General features: G+C 64.5%; 21 protein-coding genes and 1 pseudogene. 16 read left to right on the top strand and 6 right to left on the bottom strand.

Features of this window, described 5'->3' with window-relative positions; genetic code table 11:
* Positions 1–30: 30 nt before the first annotated feature.
* Positions 31–684, bottom strand: a complete 654-nt coding sequence (locus NLM32_RS20380; protein WP_254130690.1) for a M24 family metallopeptidase — start codon at positions 682–684, stop codon at positions 31–33.
* Between the two features lie 490 nt (positions 685–1,174).
* Here NLM32_RS20380 and NLM32_RS20375 point away from each other — a divergent pair, with 490 nt between their 5' ends.
* From NLM32_RS20375 to NLM32_RS20365, 3 genes are all read left to right on the top strand, one after another.
* The gene (locus NLM32_RS20375; protein ID WP_254130689.1) at positions 1,175–2,179 is read left to right on the top strand and encodes a hypothetical protein; all 1,005 of its coding nucleotides are present in this window, start codon (positions 1,175–1,177) and stop codon (positions 2,177–2,179) included.
* A gap of 288 nt (positions 2,180–2,467) precedes the next feature.
* The gene (gene adh, locus NLM32_RS20370; RefSeq protein ID WP_254130688.1) at positions 2,468–3,988 is read left to right on the top strand and encodes an aldehyde dehydrogenase; all 1,521 of its coding nucleotides are present in this window, start codon (positions 2,468–2,470) and stop codon (positions 3,986–3,988) included.
* Positions 3,989–4,116: 128 nt separating this feature from the next.
* Positions 4,117–4,497: a DUF779 domain-containing protein gene (locus NLM32_RS20365; protein ID WP_254130687.1), complete on the top strand. Its 381-nt coding sequence runs from the start codon at positions 4,117–4,119 to the stop codon at positions 4,495–4,497.
* Here the strand turns inward: NLM32_RS20365 and NLM32_RS46125 are convergent, their stop codons facing one another.
* Positions 4,498–5,457 (bottom strand): helix-turn-helix domain-containing protein, encoded by a 960-nt coding sequence (locus tag NLM32_RS46125; protein ID WP_254130686.1) that lies wholly within the window; start codon positions 5,455–5,457, stop codon positions 4,498–4,500.
* 248 nt (positions 5,458–5,705) lie between these two features.
* On the opposite strand from NLM32_RS46125, the gene NLM32_RS20355 reads away from it, so the two are divergent.
* The gene (locus tag NLM32_RS20355) at positions 5,706–7,178 is read left to right on the top strand and encodes an aldehyde dehydrogenase family protein (RefSeq protein WP_254130685.1); all 1,473 of its coding nucleotides are present in this window, start codon (positions 5,706–5,708) and stop codon (positions 7,176–7,178) included.
* A 49-nt stretch (positions 7,179–7,227) separates the two neighbouring features.
* On the opposite strand, the gene NLM32_RS20350 is transcribed toward NLM32_RS20355, so the two are convergent.
* Both NLM32_RS20350 and NLM32_RS20345 read right to left on the bottom strand, forming a co-directional pair.
* Positions 7,228–7,491, bottom strand: coding sequence for a hypothetical protein (locus NLM32_RS20350; RefSeq protein ID WP_254130684.1), 264 nt, complete (start codon positions 7,489–7,491; stop codon positions 7,228–7,230).
* 191 nt (positions 7,492–7,682) lie between these two features.
* The gene (locus NLM32_RS20345) at positions 7,683–9,167 is read right to left on the bottom strand and encodes an aldehyde dehydrogenase family protein (protein ID WP_254135371.1); all 1,485 of its coding nucleotides are present in this window, start codon (positions 9,165–9,167) and stop codon (positions 7,683–7,685) included.
* 112 nt (positions 9,168–9,279) lie between these two features.
* On the opposite strand from NLM32_RS20345, the gene NLM32_RS20340 reads away from it, so the two are divergent.
* The 4 genes and pseudogenes from NLM32_RS20340 to NLM32_RS20325 all read left to right on the top strand — a co-directional run bounded on the left by NLM32_RS20340 (position 9,280) and on the right by NLM32_RS20325 (position 13,478).
* On the top strand, positions 9,280–10,362 hold the full coding sequence (locus NLM32_RS20340; protein ID WP_254130683.1) for a substrate-binding domain-containing protein: 1,083 nt from the start codon (positions 9,280–9,282) through the stop codon (positions 10,360–10,362).
* A 126-nt stretch (positions 10,363–10,488) separates the two neighbouring features.
* Positions 10,489–11,235, top strand: a complete 747-nt coding sequence (locus NLM32_RS20335) for a glutamine amidotransferase (RefSeq protein ID WP_254130682.1) — start codon at positions 10,489–10,491, stop codon at positions 11,233–11,235.
* 6 nt (positions 11,236–11,241) lie between these two features.
* Positions 11,242–12,669: pseudogene (locus NLM32_RS20330) on the top strand (NAD-dependent succinate-semialdehyde dehydrogenase).
* A gap of 8 nt (positions 12,670–12,677) precedes the next feature.
* The gene (locus NLM32_RS20325) at positions 12,678–13,478 is read left to right on the top strand and encodes a class I SAM-dependent methyltransferase (RefSeq protein ID WP_254130681.1); all 801 of its coding nucleotides are present in this window, start codon (positions 12,678–12,680) and stop codon (positions 13,476–13,478) included.
* 14 nt (positions 13,479–13,492) lie between these two features.
* Here the strand turns inward: NLM32_RS20325 and NLM32_RS46120 are convergent, their stop codons facing one another.
* Positions 13,493–14,266: a response regulator transcription factor gene (locus tag NLM32_RS46120; RefSeq protein WP_254130680.1), complete on the bottom strand. Its 774-nt coding sequence runs from the start codon at positions 14,264–14,266 to the stop codon at positions 13,493–13,495.
* A gap of 416 nt (positions 14,267–14,682) precedes the next feature.
* Here NLM32_RS46120 and NLM32_RS20315 point away from each other — a divergent pair, with 416 nt between their 5' ends.
* The 7 genes from NLM32_RS20315 (at position 14,683) to NLM32_RS20285 (ending at position 20,283) form a co-directional block, all read left to right on the top strand.
* A complete protein-coding gene (locus tag NLM32_RS20315; RefSeq protein ID WP_254130679.1) occupies positions 14,683–15,915 on the top strand; it encodes an acyl-CoA dehydrogenase family protein in 1,233 nt (410 codons plus the stop codon).
* Between the two features lie 26 nt (positions 15,916–15,941).
* Positions 15,942–16,490, top strand: a complete 549-nt coding sequence (locus tag NLM32_RS20310) for an NAD(P)H-dependent oxidoreductase (RefSeq protein WP_254130678.1) — start codon at positions 15,942–15,944, stop codon at positions 16,488–16,490.
* A 42-nt stretch (positions 16,491–16,532) separates the two neighbouring features.
* Positions 16,533–17,333 (top strand): alpha/beta fold hydrolase, encoded by an 801-nt coding sequence (locus tag NLM32_RS20305; RefSeq protein WP_254130677.1) that lies wholly within the window; start codon positions 16,533–16,535, stop codon positions 17,331–17,333.
* 26 nt (positions 17,334–17,359) lie between these two features.
* Positions 17,360–17,803: a cupin domain-containing protein gene (locus NLM32_RS20300; protein WP_254130676.1), complete on the top strand. Its 444-nt coding sequence runs from the start codon at positions 17,360–17,362 to the stop codon at positions 17,801–17,803.
* A 40-nt stretch (positions 17,804–17,843) separates the two neighbouring features.
* Positions 17,844–19,133: a nitrate/nitrite transporter gene (locus NLM32_RS20295; protein ID WP_254130675.1), complete on the top strand. Its 1,290-nt coding sequence runs from the start codon at positions 17,844–17,846 to the stop codon at positions 19,131–19,133.
* Positions 19,134–19,281: 148 nt separating this feature from the next.
* Positions 19,282–19,656 carry a winged helix-turn-helix domain-containing protein gene (locus NLM32_RS20290; RefSeq protein WP_148771320.1) on the top strand — a complete coding sequence of 125 codons (375 nt, stop codon included), beginning with the start codon at positions 19,282–19,284 and terminating at the stop codon, positions 19,654–19,656.
* A gap of 21 nt (positions 19,657–19,677) precedes the next feature.
* Entirely contained in the window at positions 19,678–20,283 is a 606-nt protein-coding gene (locus NLM32_RS20285) for a glutathione S-transferase family protein (RefSeq protein ID WP_254130674.1), read from the top strand.
* On the opposite strand, the gene NLM32_RS20280 is transcribed toward NLM32_RS20285, so the two are convergent.
* Positions 20,280–20,657 carry a hypothetical protein gene (locus NLM32_RS20280; RefSeq protein WP_254130673.1) on the bottom strand — a complete coding sequence of 126 codons (378 nt, stop codon included), beginning with the start codon at positions 20,655–20,657 and terminating at the stop codon, positions 20,280–20,282. The genes NLM32_RS20285 and NLM32_RS20280 overlap by 4 nt on opposite strands.
* Before the next feature lie 180 nt (positions 20,658–20,837).
* On the opposite strand from NLM32_RS20280, the gene NLM32_RS20275 reads away from it, so the two are divergent.
* Positions 20,838–22,247 (top strand): aldehyde dehydrogenase family protein, encoded by a 1,410-nt coding sequence (locus tag NLM32_RS20275; RefSeq protein ID WP_254130672.1) that lies wholly within the window; start codon positions 20,838–20,840, stop codon positions 22,245–22,247.
* The last annotated feature ends 52 nt before the right edge of the window (positions 22,248–22,299 follow it).

The raw sequence follows: 22,299 nt of genomic DNA, 5'->3' as shown, positions 1-22,299 counted from the left end.
TCTTCTTGGACTGACCGGCGCGCCACCGTTCTAGAGCAGCCGCTCGTAAAATCCACCATAGGAGCCGTTCGGCTCGACCAGATGGACCTCCAGAATCCAGTGCCGCTCCCTACCGAGCTCATCAGGATCGCGCATCCGCTTGTCATTTCCGGGCATGATACGATTGAGGTTCTTGTCGCCGGGGATGTGCGCATGCGCGAACTCACTGACGAGATGGCCGGCGATGACACCGCCAAACCGCCATCCCGCCTCCTCGGCCGCCTTCTGCGCAAACGCGTAGAGACCCTCGCCCGTCATATCCGGGGAGGCGTGATAGTGGGCCTGGATCCGGTCGAACACGACCGGGAGCGCGGCGACCAGCGGCCCGCCGGGATGATTGCCCAACACATACGTACGTCCGAGGTCCGCTTCCCAATCCTCGAACACCGGGCCCAGGTCGACATAGACGATGTCGTCGGCGTCGATCTCCCGGACCGGCGGATTGTCCGCGGCCAGGGTCAAGGTGTTCTCTCCGGCCCTCACGATGCGCTTGTGCCAATGCTTCTCGACGCCGAACCGGTCCAGGGCGATTTGATAAATCTCCTGCTCGATCTCGCGTTCGGTCCGGCCCGGCCGGATCAGGTTGCGCCCTTCGATCTCGTCAAAGAGCGTCTCCGCGCGTTTCTCCGCCTCGACCAGCGCCATGCGCCGCTCCGAAGGCGTTGCCTGTCCTTGCTTCACGCTTTGTCCTTTGTCCTATCGAGCCGCTTCGACCACGAGCTTACCTCCGCCGCGTGACGGGCCTTCCGGCCGGAGGTCCTGCCTCGATCAATTTTGCGGTGCACGCGTTGCAGATCAACGCGCATTCGTCCGAGACCAGACCGAGCTTGATGTCGAGGCCAATCCCGAGATCCTGATCCGCGAGGCCTGCGATGATCCCGTTACAACTCAAGCACCTGCGGGGCGCATCGACGCTGCGGCTGTCTTCGCCCATCGGCACAACGTGACGAGACATCGTGGGATCCTCTGCTCTTCCGGTCGTCGGCCTTCGTCTCGCTATATTTACTGGTATATATCGATTGCGGCAAGGCGGACCGGGGAGGAGCAAAAGGATCCGCCAGCTGCACGCGACAAAACGGCCGACAAAGCTCGCCTCTGAAGAATAGTCCCTTCTTATTCGTCAGGAATCGCAATCATGAAAAAATACGACAATGCCTTGCGTTCGCGCAGGCAGGGAGAAACGCTCACGACCGGTCGCACGCTCGGTGCGGCCGCCGCTATCCTCGCATCCAGCGTATTCAGCACAGGCCTTGCCCAGGCACAAAGCGCGGCAGTCACCCTGCCCGAGAAGAGCTTTCCGGAAAGCGTGTCATCGACCAGCGACGGCGCGCTCTATGTCGGCAGCTTCAATCATGGCGGCGTGACGCGGGTGACCCCGACCGGCAAGGTCGACGCCTTCATCTCGCCCGGCGCCAGCGGCAGCCGCTCCACCCTCGGAGTGCTTGCCGACGAGAGGAGCGGCACACTTTACGTCTGCTCGAACGACCTCTCCGGCATGGGCGTTCCGAGTCCCGGCAGCGGCAAGGGCGCGTTCCTCAAGACGTTCGACCTGCGTACCGGCGCGCCAAAGGGGAGCTTCGCGCTCAAGGACGACAAATCCTTCTGCAACGACATCGCGATCGGAAGCGACGGGACGGCCTACATCAGCGACTCCTTCGCGCCTTACGTCTATAGCCTCAAGTCCGGCGCGACTGCGCTCGAGGTCTGGGCAACGGATCCGGCGCTGGCGCCGGCCAAGGACGGCGTCGGCCTCGACGGCATTGCCGTCGGTTCCGACGGCAATCTCTATGTGACGACCTTCATCCCTGGAAAATTGTTCCGGATCGCGGTCAAGGACGGCAAGGCCGGCGCCATCACCGAGCTGAAGCCATCAAGCACGCTCGACCATGCCGATGCGCTGCGCGCATTCGGCAATGGCTTCCTGCTGATCGAGGGCGCCGGCCGGCTCGACAAGATCACGGTGAGCGGCGACGCGGCACAGGTCGAGGTGATCAAGGACGGCCTCGCTGAGCCGGTTTCGGTCACCCAGGTCGGCGATACCGGATGGGTCGCGGAGGGCAAGCTGTCCTACGTCATCGGCGAGAACAAGAGCAAGGATCCCGGCCCGTTCACACTCAAGCCGATCGCATTGCCGAAGTAGCGCATTACCGAACGCGCAGCGCAGCAAATCGCGCTGCGCGTTCATACCGCGCGACAGCACGCCATATTTGATCGGATATAGCGTTGACGAACCATTCGGTCCGGCGCAGACTTCGCGTGGTTTCGCCGGGATGATCTGACATCTCCCCTCGTTGCCGGAGCGGCGAACGCTCCGGACCGGCTTGTTTTGCGCTGCGTGCTCCGCCGCAATCGGAGCGCCTGTTCGACGACGCGCGAGACCGCAAGATCCAAGGCGCAAAGACGCCGATCAATCCACGGAGGAAATGCCATGTTCCAGCAAGCGCTCGACCAGGTTTCGAAAACGCTCCTCATCCGCGAACGCTACGACAATTTCATCGGCGGCAAATGGGTCGCTCCGGTGGAAGGCAAGTACTTTGACAATCCGAGCCCGATCACCGGCAAGAAGCTCTGCTCGGTGCCCCGCTCGACCGCCGCCGACATCGAGCTGGCGCTCGACGCCGCGCACAAGGCGAAGGAATCCTGGGGCAAGACCTCGGTGCAGGAGCGCTCGCGCATCCTGAACAAGATCGCCGACAAGCTTGAGTCAAATCTCGACCTGCTGGCGCTGATCGAGACTTTCGACAACGGCAAGCCGATCCGCGAGACCACCCATGCCGACATGCCGCTGGTCGTCGACCACTGGCGCTATTTCGCCAGCGTCGTGCGCGCGCAGGAAGGCGGTATCTCCGAGATCGACCACGACATCGTCGCCTATCACTATCACGAGCCGCTCGGCGTCGTCGGCCAGATCATTCCCTGGAACTTCCCGATCCTGATGGCGACCTGGAAGCTCGCCCCTGCCCTTGCCGCCGGCAATTGCGTGGTGCTGAAGCCCGCCGAACAGACCCCGCTCGGCATCCTCGCCGTGATGGAGCTGATCGCGGACATCCTGCCGCCCGGCGTCATCAACGTCGTCAACGGGTTCGGCATCGAGGCCGGCAAGCCGCTGGCGCAGAACAAGCGGATCGCCAAGATCGCCTTCACCGGCGAGACCACGACGGGCCGCATGATCATGCAATACGCGTCCGACAATCTCATTCCGGTGACGCTGGAGCTCGGCGGCAAGTCGCCGAACATCTTCTTCGCCGACGTCGCCGAGACCGACGACGATTTCCTCGACAAGGCGCTGGAGGGCTTTGCGATGTTCGCGCTCAACCAGGGCGAGGTCTGCACCTGTCCGAGCCGCGTGCTGGTGCAGGAATCGATCTACGACAAGTTCATGGAGAAGGCGGTCGCGCGGACCAAGAAGATCAAGCAGGGCCACCCGCTCGACGCTTCGACCATGATCGGCGCGCAAGCCTCGAACGACCAGCTCGAGAAGATCCTGTCCTATCTCGACATCGGCAAGCAGGAAGGCGCGAAAGTGCTGACCGGCGGCAAGCGGGCCAAGATGGAGGGTGAGCTCGCCGAAGGCTATTACGTCGAGCCGACGATTTTCGAGGGCAACAACAAGATGCGCATCTTCCAGGAGGAGATCTTCGGGCCGGTCGTGTCGGTCACGAAGTTCAAGAACGAGGAGGACGCGCTCGCGATCGCCAACGACACGCTCTATGGCCTCGGCGCCGGCGTATGGACCCGCAACGGCAACCGCGCCTATCGGTTCGGCCGCGCCATCCAGGCCGGCCGCGTCTGGACCAATTGCTACCACGCCTACCCCGCGCATGCGGCGTTCGGCGGTTACAAGCAGTCGGGCATCGGGCGCGAGACCCACAAGATGATGCTGGACCACTACCAGCAGACCAAGAACGTCCTGGTCAGCTACTCGACCAAGGCCCTCGGCTTCTTCTGATCGTTCGCCGCAGAGCATGATCCGGAAAAGTGCGGAGCGGTTTTTCCGGAAAGATCATGTTCAAACAGAAAACTTAACGCAGGCATGGCCCCCTCCATGCCTGCGCCACTTTTTTACGAGGACAGATCATGGTCAATCGGGTCGAGATCACGCCAAAGGCGGTGGAGATCGTCGAACGTCTCAAGGCCCAGCACGGCGGGCTGATGTTCCACCAGTCCGGCGGCTGCTGCGACGGCTCGGCGCCGATGTGCTATCCGGTCGGGGATTTCCGCGTCGGCCCCCAGGACGTGCTGCTCGGCAAGATCGCCGATTGCGAGTTCTATATCGGTGCCGCCCAGTTCGAATATTGGCAACACACCCAGCTCATCATCGACGTCGTGCCCGGCCGCGGCTCGGGCTTTTCGGCCGAGGCGCCGGAGGGCGTGCGGTTTCTCACCCGCAGCCGCGTCTTCACTGACGAGGAAGTGGCGGAGTTGGAAGCCGCTGGGCCACCGGCGCGGGCGGCGTAATCACGACAAGCGCGGGAGGCCGGCGCGACACTCTTTTCGAAACTGCCGTGGGCTGATGCCGAAGGCGCGGCGGAAGGCGCGGCTGAAGCTGCTCGACTCCGAGAAGCCCCAACGGAACGCGATATCGGTGATGCTCTGATCGGCAAGGCTCGGATCCGCGAGCGCCTTGCGGCAGTTCGCAAGCCGGCGGTCGCGGATGGCGTCGGCCACCGTCACCCCCATGGCCGAGCGAAACAGCTGCTGCAAATGGCCCGGCGACAGCCCGACCGATCTTGCAACGTCCTCGACCGACAACTCGGCATCATGCAGATTGCGCGCGATCCAGGCATCGGCGCGAACGACATGATCCGGCGCGATCGTTCGACAGGCGTCGTCACCGCGCAATGTCGCGCGCATCGCCAGGGACAGATGATCGATCGCGCAATTGGCCGCGGCCGGCAGGAACGCGGGTTCGATCATGCCGGCGCAGCGTTCGAACGAGAGCAGGTTCTGCCGCGCGATCGCGGTCAGAGGCTGGCGGCCCGGAAGCGCGAAGCCGGCAAGGTCGTTGCCGCGCGGCGCGATATCGCGGAACAGCGGCTCCGGCATCCGCAAGATGCTTTGCCGGAAAGCTTGCGGAAACATCACCTGATAAGGCCGAGATGTGTCCAGCAGCCCGATGTCGCCGGGCTCAAGCATCGTCCGCCGATTCCCCTGCACGATCTCGCAGACGCCCTCCTCCTGGATCATCAGGAGCCAGGTGCATTCGCTCCGATCAATCAGGGCCTTCGTCCGTGTCACGAGCTGCGGATCGGCCTCGACCTCAATCAGGTCGAAGTTTGGCAAATGCGCCAGCGGTATGGACTGGGTACGGATCGATCCAGCGTAGGGCCTGCCGTCGACAAGCGCCTTGGCTTCGATACCAGCAATGGTGCGGCACACCACGTCATGCCAGAACGCGAGACGATCCGACTCCGGCACCGAACGGGTGCTGAGGAGGCTTCGAGTTATCGCGGCCGCTCCAACCACATCCCCTCCCCGGCATCGGCCGGACGATCGAGGTGCAAGACGTGTGGTAGCAAATCACAGCCCCGGTTCGTTGTCGACGCAGACCTGCGTTTCGGCCAACTCCGTCCGCGCTCCTGTCAAGACAGGCAACGCCTGCGCGATGCAGCATCGCGACCGCCGAATTTTTGAGCATCCCATTTGGGTATCTCCTGGAGGATCGCATGAGCAAATCGTTCGAGATCGTCAACGGAACGCCGCATTACAATCTCTACATCGATGGCGAGTGGACCCGATCGCTGCGCAACGAGTCCACCGACAGCATGAACCCCGCCACCGGAGAACTGTTCGCTCGCGTCCAGCAAGCGGGCAAGGCCGAAACCGAGCGCGCGATTGCGGCGGCGCACGGCGCCTACAAGGGCTGGGCCGGCCTGCCCGTCAGCGCGCGCGAGGCGGTGTTCTTCAAGGCGGCCGACGTGCTGGCCGCCAAGGCCCAGGAGATCACCGACGTCCTGATCGCCGAATCCGGCTCGATCGCCGGCAAATCCGGCTTCGAGGTCGGCTACTGCTTCGACCTGCTGCGGACGGCCGCGGCCGAGATGCGGCGCTCGCCCGGCGAAACGATGCCCCTGACCGCGCCCGGCCAGTTCGGCTTCACCGTGCGGCAACCGCTCGGCGTCATCGCCGGCATCGCGCCGTTCAACGCGCCCTTCCTGCTCGCGATGAAGAAGGTCGTCATGGCGCTCGCCGCCGGCAATGGTTTTGTGCTGAAGCCTTCGGAGCTGACGCCGGTCACGGGCCTGAAGATCGCCGAAGTGTTCGACGAAGCCGGATTGCCGAAGGGCCTGCTCAACGTCATCCCCGGTCCGGCCTCCGAGATCGGCGCCACCATCTTCGCCGACCCGCGCGTGCGCATGATCACCTTCACCGGCTCGACCCAGACCGGCCGGCATCTCGCCGTGGAAGCCGCCAAGACCCTCAAACGTTTCACGCTGGAAATGGGCGGCAAGAGCCCGCTGATCGTGCTCGGAGATGCCGACGTCGACTATGCGGTGAAGGCGGCCGCCTTCGGCATCTTCTTCCACCAGGGCCAGGTCTGCATGGCCAACTCCCGCATCCTGGTCGAGGAGCCGATCTTCGACGCCTTCTGCGAGCGCTTTACCGCGGTCGCCAAGAGCCTGAAGGTCGGCGATCCCCGCGAGCCCGACACCGTGATCGGCCCGCTGATCCGCGGTACCCAATGCGCCGTGATCGACGGTCACGTCGAGGACGCCGTCGCCAAGGGCGCAAAGCTGCTCTGCGGCGCCACGCACAAGGATCAGTATTACTGGCCGACCGTGCTGAGCGGCATCACGCCTGACATGCGCATCTTCCACGAGGAGAGCTTTGGTCCGGTAACCTCGATCATCAAGATCAAGAGCGCCGAGGAAGCGCTTGAGATCGCCAACAACACGGACTACGGCCTGTCGGCCGGCGTCATCACCAACGACATGCAGAAGGCGCTCGATCTCGCCTTCGGCCTGGATTCAGGAATGGTCCATCTCAACGACTGCACCGTATCGGACGAGCCGCACGCGCCCTTCGGCGGCGTCAAGAACAGCGGCTTCGGTCGCGAAGGCGGCCGCTTCTCGATGGAGGAGATGACCGAGGTCAAGTGGATCACAGTCCAGCGGGGGCAGCGCGCCTTCCCGATGTGAGCGCGCGATCCCTATGAGGCCGGCCGCGGGCACCCCGCGGCCGCACCGGTTAGCGAATGATCGTCGTCAGCGACGAGTAGCGCTTGTTCGGCTTGGCCTCGGCCGCCGAGAACTGCGCGAAGGCTTCGCTGACGCGGGTCGCCGGCGGCGTATCGCTGGCGAAGCGGAATTCCTTCGGCTTCGGCGCGTAGAAGCTGGCGCTGTAATAGGAATCGTCGAAACGCGTCTCGCCGACGCCGAACAATGCGTCGCAGACGAACAGGAGTGCGTAGACTCCCGCAATCGCCGCGACGATCTCCTTGAAAATTGACATACGAAATGCCCCAACCTTTTGCGGTGAGGATGCACGCCGGTTCCAAAGCCGAGGTTTAAGACCACAGCCTTCTTGTCCGCAGGGTTTGCCGCCGCTGAGCGGGTTGCAGACAATTTTATCGATCTCTCAAAGAGAGAGCCCGCCTGATCGGGCGGATCAGGCGGGCTCCAGGATTGGCCGCTCGGGAGGTATCAGACGGCCAAATTCATCCAGATAGCCTTGGGCTCGGTGAAATTGTCGAGTGCTGCGGTGCCGTGCTCGCGGCCGAGGCCGGAGTCGCGCTCGCCGCCCCAGGGCAAGCGCACGTCGGTGTAGCCATACGTATTCATCCAGACCGTGCCGGCGCGTGCCCGCTTGGCAAAACGCTGCAGCTTGCCGACATCGCGGCTCCAGACGCCCGCGGCGAGGCTGTAGGCCGTGCCGTTAGCGATCCGTAAAGCATCAGCCTCGTCCTTGAACTTGATGACGCTGACGACGGGGCCGAAGATTTCCTCCTGCGAGATCCGCATCTCGTGCGCGACATCGGCGAACACCGCGGGGCTGATGAAATAGCCGCGCTCGCCGACCTTCTCGCCACCGGTGACGAGCCTCGCGCCTTCTTTCTGGCCGATGTCGACATAATCGAGGATCGACTTCATCTGCTTCTCGGAGATGACAGGCCCGAGCGCTGTCTTGCGGTCGAGCGGATCGCCCATTTTGATCGACTTCGCGCGCGCGGCGAGGCGTTCGACGACTTCGTCATACGCCTTCTCCTGCACCAGCACGCGGGAGCCGGCCGAGCAGACCTGGCCGGCATTGAAGAAGATGCCGGAGGCCGCAGCCTTCGACGCCGCTTCGAGATCGGCATCGTCGAAAATCACGTTGGCCGACTTGCCGCCGAGCTCGAGCGAGACGCGCTTGAAGTTGCTGGCCGCGCCCTTCATGATTCCGCGGCCCACGCCGGGCGAGCCGGTGAAGGTGACCTTGTCGACATCCGCGTGATTGACCAGCGCGTCACCGACGACGCGACCGGGACCGGTGACGACGTTGAACACGCCTGCCGGCAGGCCCGCTTCGAGCGCGAGCTCCGCGATACGCAGTGCCGACAGCGAGGTCAGTTCGGCCGGCTTCATCACGATGGTGCAGCCGCAGGCCAGCGCCGGCGCCAACTTCCACATGCCGATCATCAGCGGGAAATTCCAGGGAACGATCGCCGCGACCACGCCGACCGGCTCGCGCATGGTGTACGTCAGGGCATCGTCGCGCACCGGCACGACATCGCCGCTGATCTTGTCGGCCCAGCCTGCATAGTAGGTCAGCGTGTCGACGGCGGCCGGGAAGTCCTGGCGCATCGTCGCCGAGATCGGCTTGCCGGCATCGATCGATTCGAGCTCGATGATCTCGTCGGCGTTGCGCTTCAGCAGGTCGGCCCAGCGCATCAGGATCTGGCCACGCTCGGAGGCACGCATGGTGCGCCACGGGCCTTCGAACGCCCGGCGCGCAGCCGCCACGGCGATCTCGACGTCGGCCTCGCCGCCCTCGGCGATGGTGGCGATGACCTGCCCGGTGGCGGGGTTGAGGGATTTGAAGGTGCGGCCGGAGCTCGCGGTCACGCGGCGGCCGTCGATGAGCAGATGCTGCGGCCGGGCCATGAACTCGGTGGCCGGCGAGTGCGCAAAGTCATATGCAACAGACATCATATTTCCTCCTGTTCTGGTATACCAGATTAGGCGTCTATTGGCTGGAGTAAATATGATATGAAGTGCAATTGGACGCACAATATATGAAGTCTATTTCATAAGGAAAGCGATGCTTCAGATCGAAATCGAGGCCGTCTGGCGGTTTCGCCACGAGGGCAGCCCACGCACCGCCGTCGTCATGCTGGGCGTGCTCAACGAGATCCGGAAGACCGGGAAGATCACGAGCGCAGCCAGCGACGCGCAGCTGTCCTACCGGCATGTCTGGAATCTGATCGAGCAATGGTCGGAGTTCTTCGGAACGCCCCTCGTCGAAACCCAGCGCGGCAAGGGCTCGAAGCTCACGCCATTCGGCGAGCGGCTGGTGTGGGCCGGCGAGCGCATGCAGGCGCGGCTCGGGCCGCAGCTTGAAAACCTGGCGCAGGAGCTGGCGAGCGAGATCAAGCCGTTCCTCGAGCAGCGGCCCTCCGTGATCCGCGTCCATGCGAGCCACGGCTTTGCAGTTGCAAAGCTGCGCGAGTTCCTCGACCGGGAGCCCGGCATCGGCGTCGACCTGCGCTATGTCAGCAACCAGCATTCGCTGGTCTCGCTGGCGCAGGGCGCTTGCGATCTCTCCGGCCTGCATCTGCCGCGCGGCGAGCTGCGCGCCCAAGGCATCAACGCGGCCCGCGAATGGCTCGATCCGCGCGAGGACCGCGTCATCAATTTCGTCACGCGCGAGATGGGGCTGATGGTCGCGCGCGGCAATCCGCTGCGGATCGCCTCGCTGCGCGATTTGACCGGACCGAAGGTGCGCTTCGTCAACCGCGATCACGATTCCGGCACGCGTCTCCTGTTCGACCGCCTGCTCACCGTGCAAGGTATCGACCAGGGCAGGATCAACGGCGCGCAGCAGATCGAGTTCACCCATGCGGCGGTCGCAGCCTACGTCGCCAGCGGCATGGCCGATGTCACCTTCGGCGTCGAGGCCGCCGCACGTCAGTTCGGCCTCGATTTCATCCGGGTTCTCACCGAGGACTATTTCTTCGTCTGCAAACGCGCCTTCCTGGAGACAGAGCCGATGCGACGTATCCTCGACATCATCCGCGGTCACGATTTCCAGGCGGCGGTCGCCGCCCTGCCCGGTTACACCCTGTCCGATACGGGCGAGGTCTCCGGCGTAAAAGCCTTCCTGGAGATGCACTCCGCACGCTGATGCCGCATGCAGGGCATGCCTGCGGCGGATCCGGCCCGGAACCGTCTGGACGAGGCCTGACATCCGTTATATCACTTCGAATATAGCGGATGCCGTCGAAAGACCCCGCACAACAGGGTTTTGTGGATGTTCCAACGCCGCCGATCTGCCGTCGCGCTCCGTCATGTGGCCTTCGAGGATCTCGGCCTGCTTGCACCGATCATGGAACGCGAGGGCTGGAACGTCTCGTTCTGCGAAGCGCCGGTCGACGATCTCAGCCACCCCTCGATCGGGGATGCCGACCTCCTGATCGTGCTCGGCGGCCCGATCGGCGTCTATGAGACCGACAGCTATCCGTTTATCACAAGGGAAATTGACCTGCTGGAGCGCCGCCTTGCCCAAGGCCTGCCGACGCTCGGCATTTGCCTCGGCGCACAGCTGATGGCGAAGGCGCTCGGGGCCCGCGTCCATGCCGGTAATGTGAAGGAGATCGGCTGGGGATCGCTGACATTATCGGACACCGGCCGCGCCTCCTGCCTGACGCCGCTGGCGGAGGGCACACCGGTCCTGCACTGGCACGGCGACACCTTCGATCTTCCCGATCATGCAGCGAGGCTCGCCTCGAACGAAAACTACGAAAACCAGGCGTTCGAGTTCGGAAACAATGCGCTCGCACTGCAGTTTCACCTCGAAGCCGATCCGCGGCAGCTCGAGGAATGGTACGTCGGCCATGCCGTCGAGCTCGCCTCCGCGAGAATTTCGGTACCGGAGCTTCGGGCAAGGACGGCAGAATATTCGAAGATCGTCGCACGACAGGCCGATCGCATCTTCACGAGTTGGTTGAACCAGCTCGCGCACAAGGACGCTGTAAGCAGAACCGCACAAGCAAGGTAAAGAACAATGGCGGAATATCCTCTGATCGAACTCTACATCGATGGACAATGGAAGCGCGCAAGCGGCCAGCCGATCATCAATCCCGCCGATGAAAGCGTGCTCGGCACCGTCCCGACCGCGACCAGAGCCGACCTCGACGACGCGCTCGCCGCCGCCGAGAAAGGCTTCAAGATCTGGCGCAACACCGCGCCCGCCAAGCGCGCGCAGATCATCCTGAAGGCCGCCGCCCTCATCCGCGAGCGCGTCGATGTGATGGCCGCCGCGATGACGCTCGAACAGGGCAAGCCGATCGAGCAGGCAAGGCTCGAAATCCTGCGCGGCTCCGACATCATCGAGTGGGATGCGACCGAAGGCCTGCGGCTCTACGGCCGCATCATCCCCAGTGAGCCCGGCATGCGCCACACCGTGCTGCGCCAGCCGATCGGCCCGGTCGCTGCGTTCTAGCCGTGGAACTTCCCGATGAGCTCGCCGGCCCGAAAGGTCGCGGGCGCCCTCTCCGCCGGCTGCTCGATCATCCTGAAGGCCTCGGAGGAAACTCCGGCCGGCGCATTCCAGCTGGTGCGCGCGTTCCATGATGCGGGCCTGCCCCCCGGTGTGCTCAACCTGGTGTTCGGCAATCCCGCGGAAATCTCCGACTACCTGATCCCGCAGTGGCGCATCCGCCTCGTCACTTTCACCGGCTCGATCCCCGTCGGCAAGCATCTCGCCGAGATGGCCGGAAGGCACATGAAGCCCGCGATCATGGAGCTCGGCGGCCATGCACCGGTGATCGTCTGCGACGACGTCGACCCGGCCGCGACTGCGGCTGCGTCCGTGATCGGCAAGTCGCGCAACGCCGGCCAGGTCTGCGTCTCGCCGACGCGCTTCTTCGTGCAGGAAAAGATCTACGAGCAGTTCGCGCAATCCTTTGCAGAGCGCGCCAGCCAGCTCAAGGTCGGCAACGGCCTCGATCCTTCGACGCAGCTCGGGCCGCTCGCCAATGCGCGCCGCATCGACGCGATGGAGACGCTGGTCAGCGATGCCAGGGACAAGGGCGCGCGCGTGCTCGCCGGCGGGCAGCGCATCGGCAATCGCGGCTATTTCTTCCCGCTCACGGTGATCGCCGACCTGCCCGACGATGCCCGCGCCATGAACGAGGAGCCGTTCGGGCCGCTTGCACTGGTCAATCCGGTGAAGACGCTGGACGAGGCGATCGAAAAGGCCAACGCCCTTCCCTATGGTCTTGCCGCCTACGCCTTCACGAAGTCGGCCGGCAATGCCGAACGCCTCGCCGAAAGCGTTGAGGTCGGCAACCTCTCCATCAACCATTTCGTCGCCTCGGTCGCGGAGACCCCGTTCGGCGGGGTCAAGGACAGCGGCTACGGCCGCGAAGGTGGCACCGAGGGCCTGCGGTGCTACACCGTCGTCAAGAACGTGTCGCACAAGACGTTGTAGGAGACCTCATGCAGGACAACGCGCTACAAGACAACGCGCCACGCCACCAGGACGGCAGCGCCGGCGACGCCAATTACGGCACGATCGGCCAGGGCTACGCGAATTTTCGCAGGCCCGATCCGCGCATCGCCGAGATGATCGACGCTTCACTCGGCGAGGCCGGCACGGTCCTCAATGTCGGCGCAGGCGCCGGCTCCTACGAGCCGGTCGGCCGCACCGTTACACCGGTCGAGCCGTCGCAATCGATGCGGGCGCAGCGGCCGGCGCATCTCCCTGCTGCGATCGATGCGGTCGCGGAAAAGCTTCCCTTCGAGGACGCGACGTTCGCTGCCGCGATGTCGACCTTCTCGGTGCATCAGTGGAAGAACCTCAACGCGGGCCTGCGCGAGATGCGGCGGGTGACGCGCGGTCCGATCGCGATCATGACCTGCGATCCCGACGAACTCGATCGCTTCTGGCTCAACGCCTATTGCCCGGAGGTCATCGCGGTCGAGGCCGTGCGCTATCCGGGGATCAAGGACATCGCAACGGCTCTCGGCGGCACGACGGACGTCGTGCCCGTGCCGATTCCGCTCGACTGCACCGATGGTTTCAATGAGGCCTATTACGGCCGGCCCGAAATGCTGCTCGATCCGGCCGCGCGGCTCGCCTGCTCGGCCTGGAGCTTTGTCGCCGACGATGTCGTCCGGCGCTTCGAGCAGCGGCTCGGCAGCGATCTGGCTACCGGCCGCTGGGATGCGCGGCACGGGTCCTATCGGCAGCAGCCGACCTTCGCCGGCTCGCTCAAGCTGATCGTCAACCGGATCTGACCCGGCGCGACAGGTTATTGCCGGGTGCCCGGGCTCAGCAGGCAGGCCGCGAGCTCGGTTCGATTGTGCACGCCGAAGCGTCGGCACAAATTGGCAACGTGCTCCTTCACCGTCTGGTCGGAAATTCCCATCTCGCGGGCGATTTCCTTGTTGGTCTGGCCGCGGCAGACCCGGATGGCGACGTCCGCAGACCTTGGCGGGAGCGAAAGCGTCGCGGCCGGCTCACGAACCCGGGTCGCGGCACGATGGGCGTCGATCGCGCCCGCGTTCGTCATGTTGGTCAAAGCCAGCGAGCCGGCCCGGCACAGCATCTCCATGCGCTGCCGTGACCGCATCGTGTACGGCGCGTCCGTGTCGGTCGTCGCGGTAAACAGCACGCCGACGATCTTCTGCCCGCACCACAATGGGCCGCCCATGTTGTATGCAAAACCCCACTCGTGCAGCATCTCGAAGGACGGACTGTGCCGCCATTGCTGTGGACCGATCACCGTTTCGCCGTCGACCGCGCGGCCTCGGGTCATGATGCAGTCGAGCACGGGGTCATGCTTCCAAAAGCCGGCCCTGTAATTGTCGAGCAAGCCTTCCGCGACGTGCTGGCTGTAGACCAGTTCCGGCTCGAGCCCGTCGAGCAGATAGAGGCCGACGGTCGGCGACCCCGTCATTTCCGTGATCGCCGAGCAGCAGGCGACGCCAAGCGCACGCACCGAGCAGCTCTCGGCGATGGACATCAGCCGATCTGCGAGCTGGCGCTCGGGCAGACCATCCAAATGCTCCTGCTCGGCTCTCACCGCCACTCCTCGCGAACGCGACGTCCCCCGGACACACGCATGTCATTGCCGATTATTATAGGCTTAAAATTTCTGCCTTGCCTGATCTTTGGTCAAGCGAAAAGAAGCGGCAACGCGCTGCTCTCCCGGCCCAGCTTTGCGGCAGAGCACAATGGCCGATCCCCCCATGATGGGGGATTGCTGGCTTGGCCGCCTCGTCTCTAGCATCCTGGCCATCGGGATCGCGTCACGACGCGCGGTTCCGGTGGGGACATCTCGACAGCAACGCGAGCCGATCGTCGCGCGCCAACTGACATTGGCGCGTGCAGGCGAAGTGTTGCCTGCGACTGTCCCGTCCGACCCAGATCTTCGCGCACGGCAGCCTTGCTGCGAAGCACCAACAGACCGGCTGACAGACCGACCTGGAGACACCGATCATGAGCCCTTCCGTGCAACTCGCAGTCAAACCTTCCGCGACCCCGACGGTGGCTGAGTTCCATGCGCGCCTCGACGCGCTGCTGCCGCTGGTCGAATCCAGGGCCGCGGAGGCCGAGGCACAGGGCTATCTGACCGACGATGTCGTGGCCGCGCTGCGCAAGGCCGGCATCTACACCATGCTATTCCCGAAAGAGGTCGGCGGCGCCGAGCTTCTGCCTTACGAAGCCATGACCGTCATCGAGCGGCTTGCTTACGCACACGCCTCGGCCGGCTGGTGCGTCATCGGCAACAATATGGAAGGCACGACGCTCGCCATCTACATCGAGGACGAAGGCATCAAGAAGGTCTTCGCGGGCGGGCCCGACATCACGATTGCCGGCAACGGCGTGCCGCGCGGCTTCGCCCGGCCGATCGACGGCGGCTACATGATCCGCGGCAACTGGGCGTATGGCAGCGGCATTCAGCACGCCGAGTGGGTCCATTCCGGCTGCTTCGTCACCGACGCCTCCGGCAAGGACATGATCTTCGGCCCCAACGGCCAGCCCAAGATCGTGGTCACACACCATCCGCGCGCGACCATCAAGCTGATGGGCAATTGGGACGTGCTCGGCCTGCGCGCGACCGGAAGCTTCGACTACACCTTGAGCGAGGGCGACGAGCTGTTCGTCCCCACGCACATGACCTACGATTTCGACATTGGCGCGCCGCGCCGCGGTGGTGTGCAGGGTGCGCTGGGACTGGCGGGCTACAGCGCCTGGGCGCATTCCGCCTGGGCCGTCGGCGTCGGCCGCCGCATGCTCGACGAGCTCGTCAAGGTAATCGTCCAGCGCCAGGATCCATTCGGCAAGTCGCGTGACAGCGCGAGCTTCAAGTTTCAGTTCGCGCAGGCCGAAGCTCGCTTCCGCGCCGCGCGTGCGCTGGTCCACGAAACCTGGAAAGACGTCTCGGAGACTTGCGCCGGCGGTGAATCTCCCTCGCTGGACCAGATGACGATGATCAAGCTGTCGCTGCGCCACGTCCACGACGTTCTGTCCGATGTCGCGACCTTCGCACATCGCGCCGCCCGCGGTGCCTCGCTGCACAACACGCCGATGCAGCGGTTCTATCGCGACATTCATTCGGGCACGCAGCACATCCTGATGGCCGACCAGATCGTCGAGGAGTGCGGCCGCGCGCTGCTCGGCCTCCCCGGCCCTGGCGCGCAATGGACAGTGTTCGGGGTGACGGGCTGAGCAGGCGATCACACGAGGGCGTCGAGGTGAGGACATCCCGCATCGTTGGCTTCTGCGGCAACAGCTGGCGCCCGGCGAAGTCGCGCATTCTGGTCGAGGCCGTCGCCGCCGACCTTCAGGCGCAGCATGGACTGAACACCGAGGTCCTCGATCTCGTCGATGCCGGTTGCGGCATCGCCGGCTTCACCCGGACCGCACTCGATGACAGCGCGCGCACCGTCGTCGAGGCCATCGAGCAGGCCGACGGCCTCGTGATCGGGTGCCCGGTGTTCCAGGGATCCTATCCCGGATTGTTCAAGCACGTCTTCGACCTGATCGAACCGAGCGCGCTGCGCAACCGCCCGGTACTGCTGACCGCCGTCGGCGGCGGCCTGCGCCACTCGCTGGTGGTCGAGCACCAGCTCCGCCCCCTGTTCGGCTTCTTCGAAGCCTGCACCGTTTCGACGGCGATCTACGCCAGCAGCGGCGAGATCGCGCCAGGCGAGCCGCTGGCACCAATGACAGCCGCGCGGATCGCCAACGCCGTCGAGCAATTCGCCTCGCTTCTCAGCGGTCGTCAGGCGGCTGCCGCATGACCCACCACCCCCCGGCCCTTCCGACGTCAACCGGAGACAACCATGCTTGATACCCCCAGACCGTCACCCGATCTCGCCGGCTTCTCGCGCGCGGACTATACGATCAACGGCGTGCGCACCGTCGTCCACAGCATCGGGAGCGGCCCGGCACTCGTGTTCCTGCACGGCACCGGCACCTTCACCGGCTTCGAGATGGCGCGTGTTTGGGCGAAACGGCACACCGTCATCATCCCCTATCACGCGGGCTTCGGCGACTCCGATGACGCCGAGACGATCGACACCGTCGAGGATCACGTCCTTCACTACATGGATCTGTTCGACAAGCTTGGCCTTAAGCAATTCGACCTCGCCGGGTTCTCGCTCGGCGGATGGCTTGCCGCGGAGTTCGCGATCCGTCAGCCGCATCGGATCCGCAAGCTGGTGCTGGTTGCACCCGCCGGTCTTGTGGTCGGAAGCGCGCCTGCACCGGGATTGTTCGAGATCGCGCCGCAAGAATTGCCCGCCTATCTCGCGCACGATCCGGCCGCGGCACTCCGTTATTTCCCCAAGGCGCCCGACCCGGCTTTCGACGCCCGGCTCGGACGCGAGGTCACTGGCTTTGCCAAGCTGATCCGCAGCGAGCCGCAGGGCAATCCCAAGCTCGCGCACTGGCTGCATCGGATCGCGATGCCGACGCTCGTGCTGTGGGGGGCCGCCGATCGCCTGCGTCCGACCGCCCAGGCAGAGGCCTGGAAAGCAGGACTCCCCAACGCACGCGTGGTGCTGGTGCCCGCGACCGGACATCTCGTGTTCGAGGAAACGCCGTCCTCCGCGCACCACGTCACCGACTTCCTCGCCGAATGATCCCGCACACACCAAAGGACAGCACCATGATCGAGATGCCTCCGGGCGTAACCCCTGCCAAGGAAGGCTTTGGCAATGTCGTCTGGAACATTCTGGGCCAGACCTACACGCTGAAGCAGCATTCCGAAGCGTCGATGGCCTGGCATGCCGTTTTTCCGGACGGCACCTTCGTGCCGCCGCACATCCATCCGACCCAGGATGAGTTCGTCTATGTGCTGAGCGGCCGCTACGACCTCTGGCTCGACGGCAAGGAGTTTGTGGCCAAAGCCGGCGACCTCGTGCGCATGCCCAAGGGCGTCCCCCACGGCATCTTCAACAAATCGGGCGAAACCGCCACCAGCCTGTTCTGGGTCGCACCGACGCGGTCGCTCAAGGAGCTGTTCGAACGCATCCACAATCTCCCCGATCCGCAGGAGGTGGTGCGACGTGCCGCCGAGCACGAGGTGAATTTCCTGCCGCCGCCTGCCTGACGCAGTGCCGATTCGACCGCCACGCAAACCGCGAGAACCGATGATGACCACGCTGACAACGACTTGGACGACCATCTCCGAGAGCGACCGCCGTCGGATAGCCCGGTGGCAAAAGGGCATGCTGGCGCTGGCCATCCTCTGCGAGATATTTCTCGCCGCGGACTGGTATGCCTTCGCGGCGGTCCTGCCTTTCGTCTCCGAGAGCCTCAAGCTCAATCCCGCTGAGGCCGGGCTTGCGCAAGGCATCTTTGCGCTGACTTACGGCATCGGCATGGTGGTGTGGTCGCCGGTCAGCCGGTCGATGACGGCGCGCAACATGCTGCTGATCGGGCTTGCGGGCACCGGAATCGGCATGGTGCTTCAGGTGTTCGTGCAGAGTTACACGCAGCTCGTGATACTCCGGCTCGTGATCGGCTTCTTTGACGCCGGCATCTTCATCGGCAACATGAAGCTGATCTTCGGCTGGTTTCCGCAAAGCCGGCGCGGCTCGGTGGTCGGCATCATCCTCGCCGCCTACAGCCTCGCCATCACCATGGATTTCGCGCTCGGCATCCCCCTGACGATCGCGACCGGTTGGCGAACTTTCTTCGCCGTGCTGGCCATCGGCACGCTGCTGGTCGCGGCCGTCGATGCACTCGTCGTCCGCAACAATCCGCGCGAGCTTGGCCTCGACGGTTTCACCTGGGGCAACGAAACACCGCAGCAGCACCTGCCGCTCGGCGAGATATTCCGCTCGAAATGGATCGCGGTCGGCGGCTTCGGCATCGTGGCCTGCACCTTCGCGATCGCCGGTACCGCCACCTGGGTGGTGCCGGCTTTCATCACCGTGCAGCATATGCCCCCGGAGGCCGGCGCAATCATCGGCACCGTCATGGGGCTGTCGCAGGTGCTGTTCCTGGTGATTGGCGGCTACATGTCCGATCGGCTCGGCAAGCCTTTCATGATCAAGCTCACCGCATGTCTCGCCTTCCTGACGGCGCTGATGTTCCTGTGGAGCGTGGTTACTCCGATGTCGTTTCCGATGCTGGTGCTGTTTGCGGCGCTCAGCGGCATCGCGCTGCTCGGCGGCGGCGCGATCTTCGCCCTGCTCAGCGAAAAGTACTCCGACGCGCTGGCGCCGGCCGCGATCGGATACGCCGAGGTGTTTGGCATCTTCTCGGCGTTCGTGGCGCCCTGGATGATGGGTGCCATCATCAACGCCTCCGGGAGCTCGTTCACCGGCGCCTTCATCGCCTTCGCGGTTGTCGAACTCGTCATCGTCGGCCTCCTGGTGATCCTCGCCCGCGAGGACGTCAGTCAGGGCGCGGTGGTCGGGAGCCCCGCGGAGTAAGGCGCAGCCATCTACGAGGGCACGGGCTGAGGCCCGTGCTCTCCGGACCTCGACAAAGCTCTATCTTCTGGGAAATCCGGCGCCTTCACCTTGTCCACCGTGGGCAAGAGTGGCACTCTCTGTTTAGAGTCATTCAAGAGAGCCGGTCATGTCGCGCGCGAGCGCCAAATCCCTTCCCCAGCTGAGCCTTCGCATCGACCTCGACGGCGAGGACCGGATCGGGCCCGGCAAGATCGAGCTTCTGGAGCAGATCCGCGAGCAAGGCTCGATCTCCGGGGCCGGCCGCGCCATGGACATGTCCTACAAGCGCGCCTGGGATCTCGTCGACGAGATCAACCGGATCTGTGGACATCCCGCGGTCGAGCCGCAGGCCGGCGGCAAGAACGGCGGCGGCGCAATGCTGACTCCGTTCGGCGAAAAGCTCGTTGCGCGCTACCGCAAGATCGAGCGCGACGCCGCCCGCGCGGTGCACAAGGATCTGGAAGCGCTGAAGAGCGACATCGCCCGCTCGCGCAAGTCGTGAACCAATGGTTGGGATCGCGCAATGCTGCTGATCGGGGTCAATCGTTCACCGTTTACGCGACGCGTTGCGATCACGCTCAATATTTACGGCGTTCCGTTTGAGCAGCGCGCACTGTCCGGCTTCGGCGACCGCGCAGAGGTCAGGGCACGCAATCCGCTTGGCCGTATTCCGGCGCTCGTGCTCGACAGTGGGGAGACGTTGATCGATAGCGACGCGATCATTGATCACCTCGATGAAGCCTACGGTGGCGACCAGCCGCTCACGCCGCGCCATGGCACCGATCGCCGCGCCGTCTTGAAGGTCGCGGCCATGATGATGGGCGCGTGCGAGAAGTGCCTTCACGCGGCCTATGAGGGCAACCAACGTCCGCCGGACAAGGTGCATCAGCCGTGGATCGACGACTGCATGGCCCAGGCCGCCAATGCGCTCAACGCGGTCGCAGCCATGATAGAGCCGAAGCAGCCGTATTTGTTGCTCGAGCGTCTCACCCAGGCCGATGTGACCGCCGTTGTCGCGGAACGGCTCGCGCGTGCACGCGGCATCGATACCGATGTTCTCATGCCCAGGCTGCGCGCACTGACGAGCAGGCTAGCAGAACAACCGCTCTTCCAGGTCAGCGAGCCCTAGTTCGGCCGCACCGACATGTCCGGCATCGGCTGCGTCAGCGCTTCGCCGAGCAGGCTCTGCTCGTCCTTGGGGATCGAGAAGCGGACCTTGAAGCCGTCCTCGGTCTGAAGCGTGATGATGCGCTGGGTCGTGTCGGTCGACTGTTCGATCGCCCAGGATGCCAGCGGATAGGCATAGCGCAGGCTCTGGTCGCCGTAGCGGGCCTTCAGGGCCGCCTCGAGCAGGCCGGGCAGCGTCATGATGAGGGCACCGACCTGGTTGAGCGAGACGCTGACGGCTGCGGTACTCCCCGTCACGTCCTCGAAGCCCAGCGAGATCGCGCCGCCGTCGGCCGCCACCTCGCAGGTCGTGAGCTGCCTCACCTTGATTTCCATCGCCAGTCCCGGAACGCAGTTCGCTATATCCGTCACGATATATCGATATGTCCACCCGCGTCCAGCCTGCTTTTCTGGATTTGATCGAACCGGCCGCCATGGCCCGTTCGGCCGGATCGTGATATATAGTTCGATATAGCGAGGCCCGAACGGCCCGTTCTGCAAGGGAGCGAAAAGCCTATGAGTGACTTCAATCTTCTCATCGACGGCAAAATGGTGCCCGGCGACATGACGATGCCGGTTCTCAATCCCGCGACCGAAGAGGTGGTGGCACAATGTCCTCGCGCCTCGAAGTCGCAGCTTGATACGGCCGTTGCCGCCGCGAAGGCTGCCTTCCCGGCCTGGTCCGCGACCTCGATGGAGGACCGCCGCAAGGTCGTGATGAAGATGGCCGACGTGATCGAGGCCAACTCCGGCGAGCTCGCGCGCCTGCTCACCGCCGAACAGGGCAAGCCGCTCGCGGATGCCACCGGCGAAGTGCTCGGCATGGCCGCCTTCTTCCGCTATCTCGGCTCGCTCGATCTGCCGATGAAGGTCATCGAGAATTCCGGCGACCGCAAGGTGGAAGCCTATCGCCGCCCGCTCGGCGTCGTCGGCGCCATCATCCCCTGGAACTATCCCCTCCTGATCCTCGCCTTCAAGCTGCCCTCCGCACTGATCGCCGGCAACACCCTGATCGTGAAGCCCGCGCCGACCACGCCGCTCTCCTCCCTGCGCTTCGCCGAGCTGATCAAGGACGTGGTGCCGAAGGGCGTGCTCAACTTCATTACCGACGCCAACGATCTCGGCGGCGAGATGACCAAGCATCCCGACATCCGCAAGATCTCCTTCACCGGCTCGACGGCCACCGGCCAGAAGGTGATGGCGAGTGCTGCGCAGACGCTCAAGCGCATCACGCTCGAGCTCGGCGGCAACGACGCCGGCATCGTGCTCGACGACGTCGACCCGAAGAAGGTCGCACCCGGCATCTTCGAAGGCGCGTTCCAGAACTCCGGCCAGGTCTGCCTCGCCATCAAGCGGCTCTATGTGCACGAGTCCGTCTATGACGAGCTCTGCGACGAGCTGGTCGCGATCGCCAAGAGCACGGTCGTCGACGACGGTTCCAAGCAGGGCACCAAGCTCGGGCCGCTGCAGAACAAGATGCAGTACGAGAAGGTGAAGACGTTCCTCGAGGACGCGCACAAGAACGGCAAGGTGGTCGCCGGCGGCGCCGCGATGGACCGTCCCGGCTATTTCATCGAGCCGACCATCGTGCGCGACATCAAGGAAGGCTCGAAGCTGGTCGACGAGGAGCAGTTCGGACCGGTGCTGCCGCTGATCAAATATTCCGACAAGGATGACGTGATCCGCCGCGCCAACGCGACGACCTACGGCCTCGGCGCCTCGGTCTGGTCGTCCGACATCAAGCGCGCCCACGAGGTGGCAACGCAGCTCGAGTCCGGCACGGTCTGGATCAACAAGCATCTCGACATGGCCCCGCACATCCCGTTCGGCGGCGCCAAGCAGTCGGGCATCGGTACCGAGTTCGCAGAGGAAGGCCTCGCCGAATTCACCCAGCTCCAGATCATCAACGGCCCGCCCGCGGCCTGATCCAAAAACCGGGGGCCGCGGCGGAACCGCCGCGGCCCCTTCCTCATTTGTG

Origin of the sequence: Bradyrhizobium sp. CCGUVB14 (genome assembly GCF_024199935.1) — a bacterium.
Lineage (GTDB): Bacteria > Pseudomonadota > Alphaproteobacteria > Rhizobiales > Xanthobacteraceae > Bradyrhizobium.
This window is presented reverse-complemented; position numbering and strand designations above follow the sequence as displayed.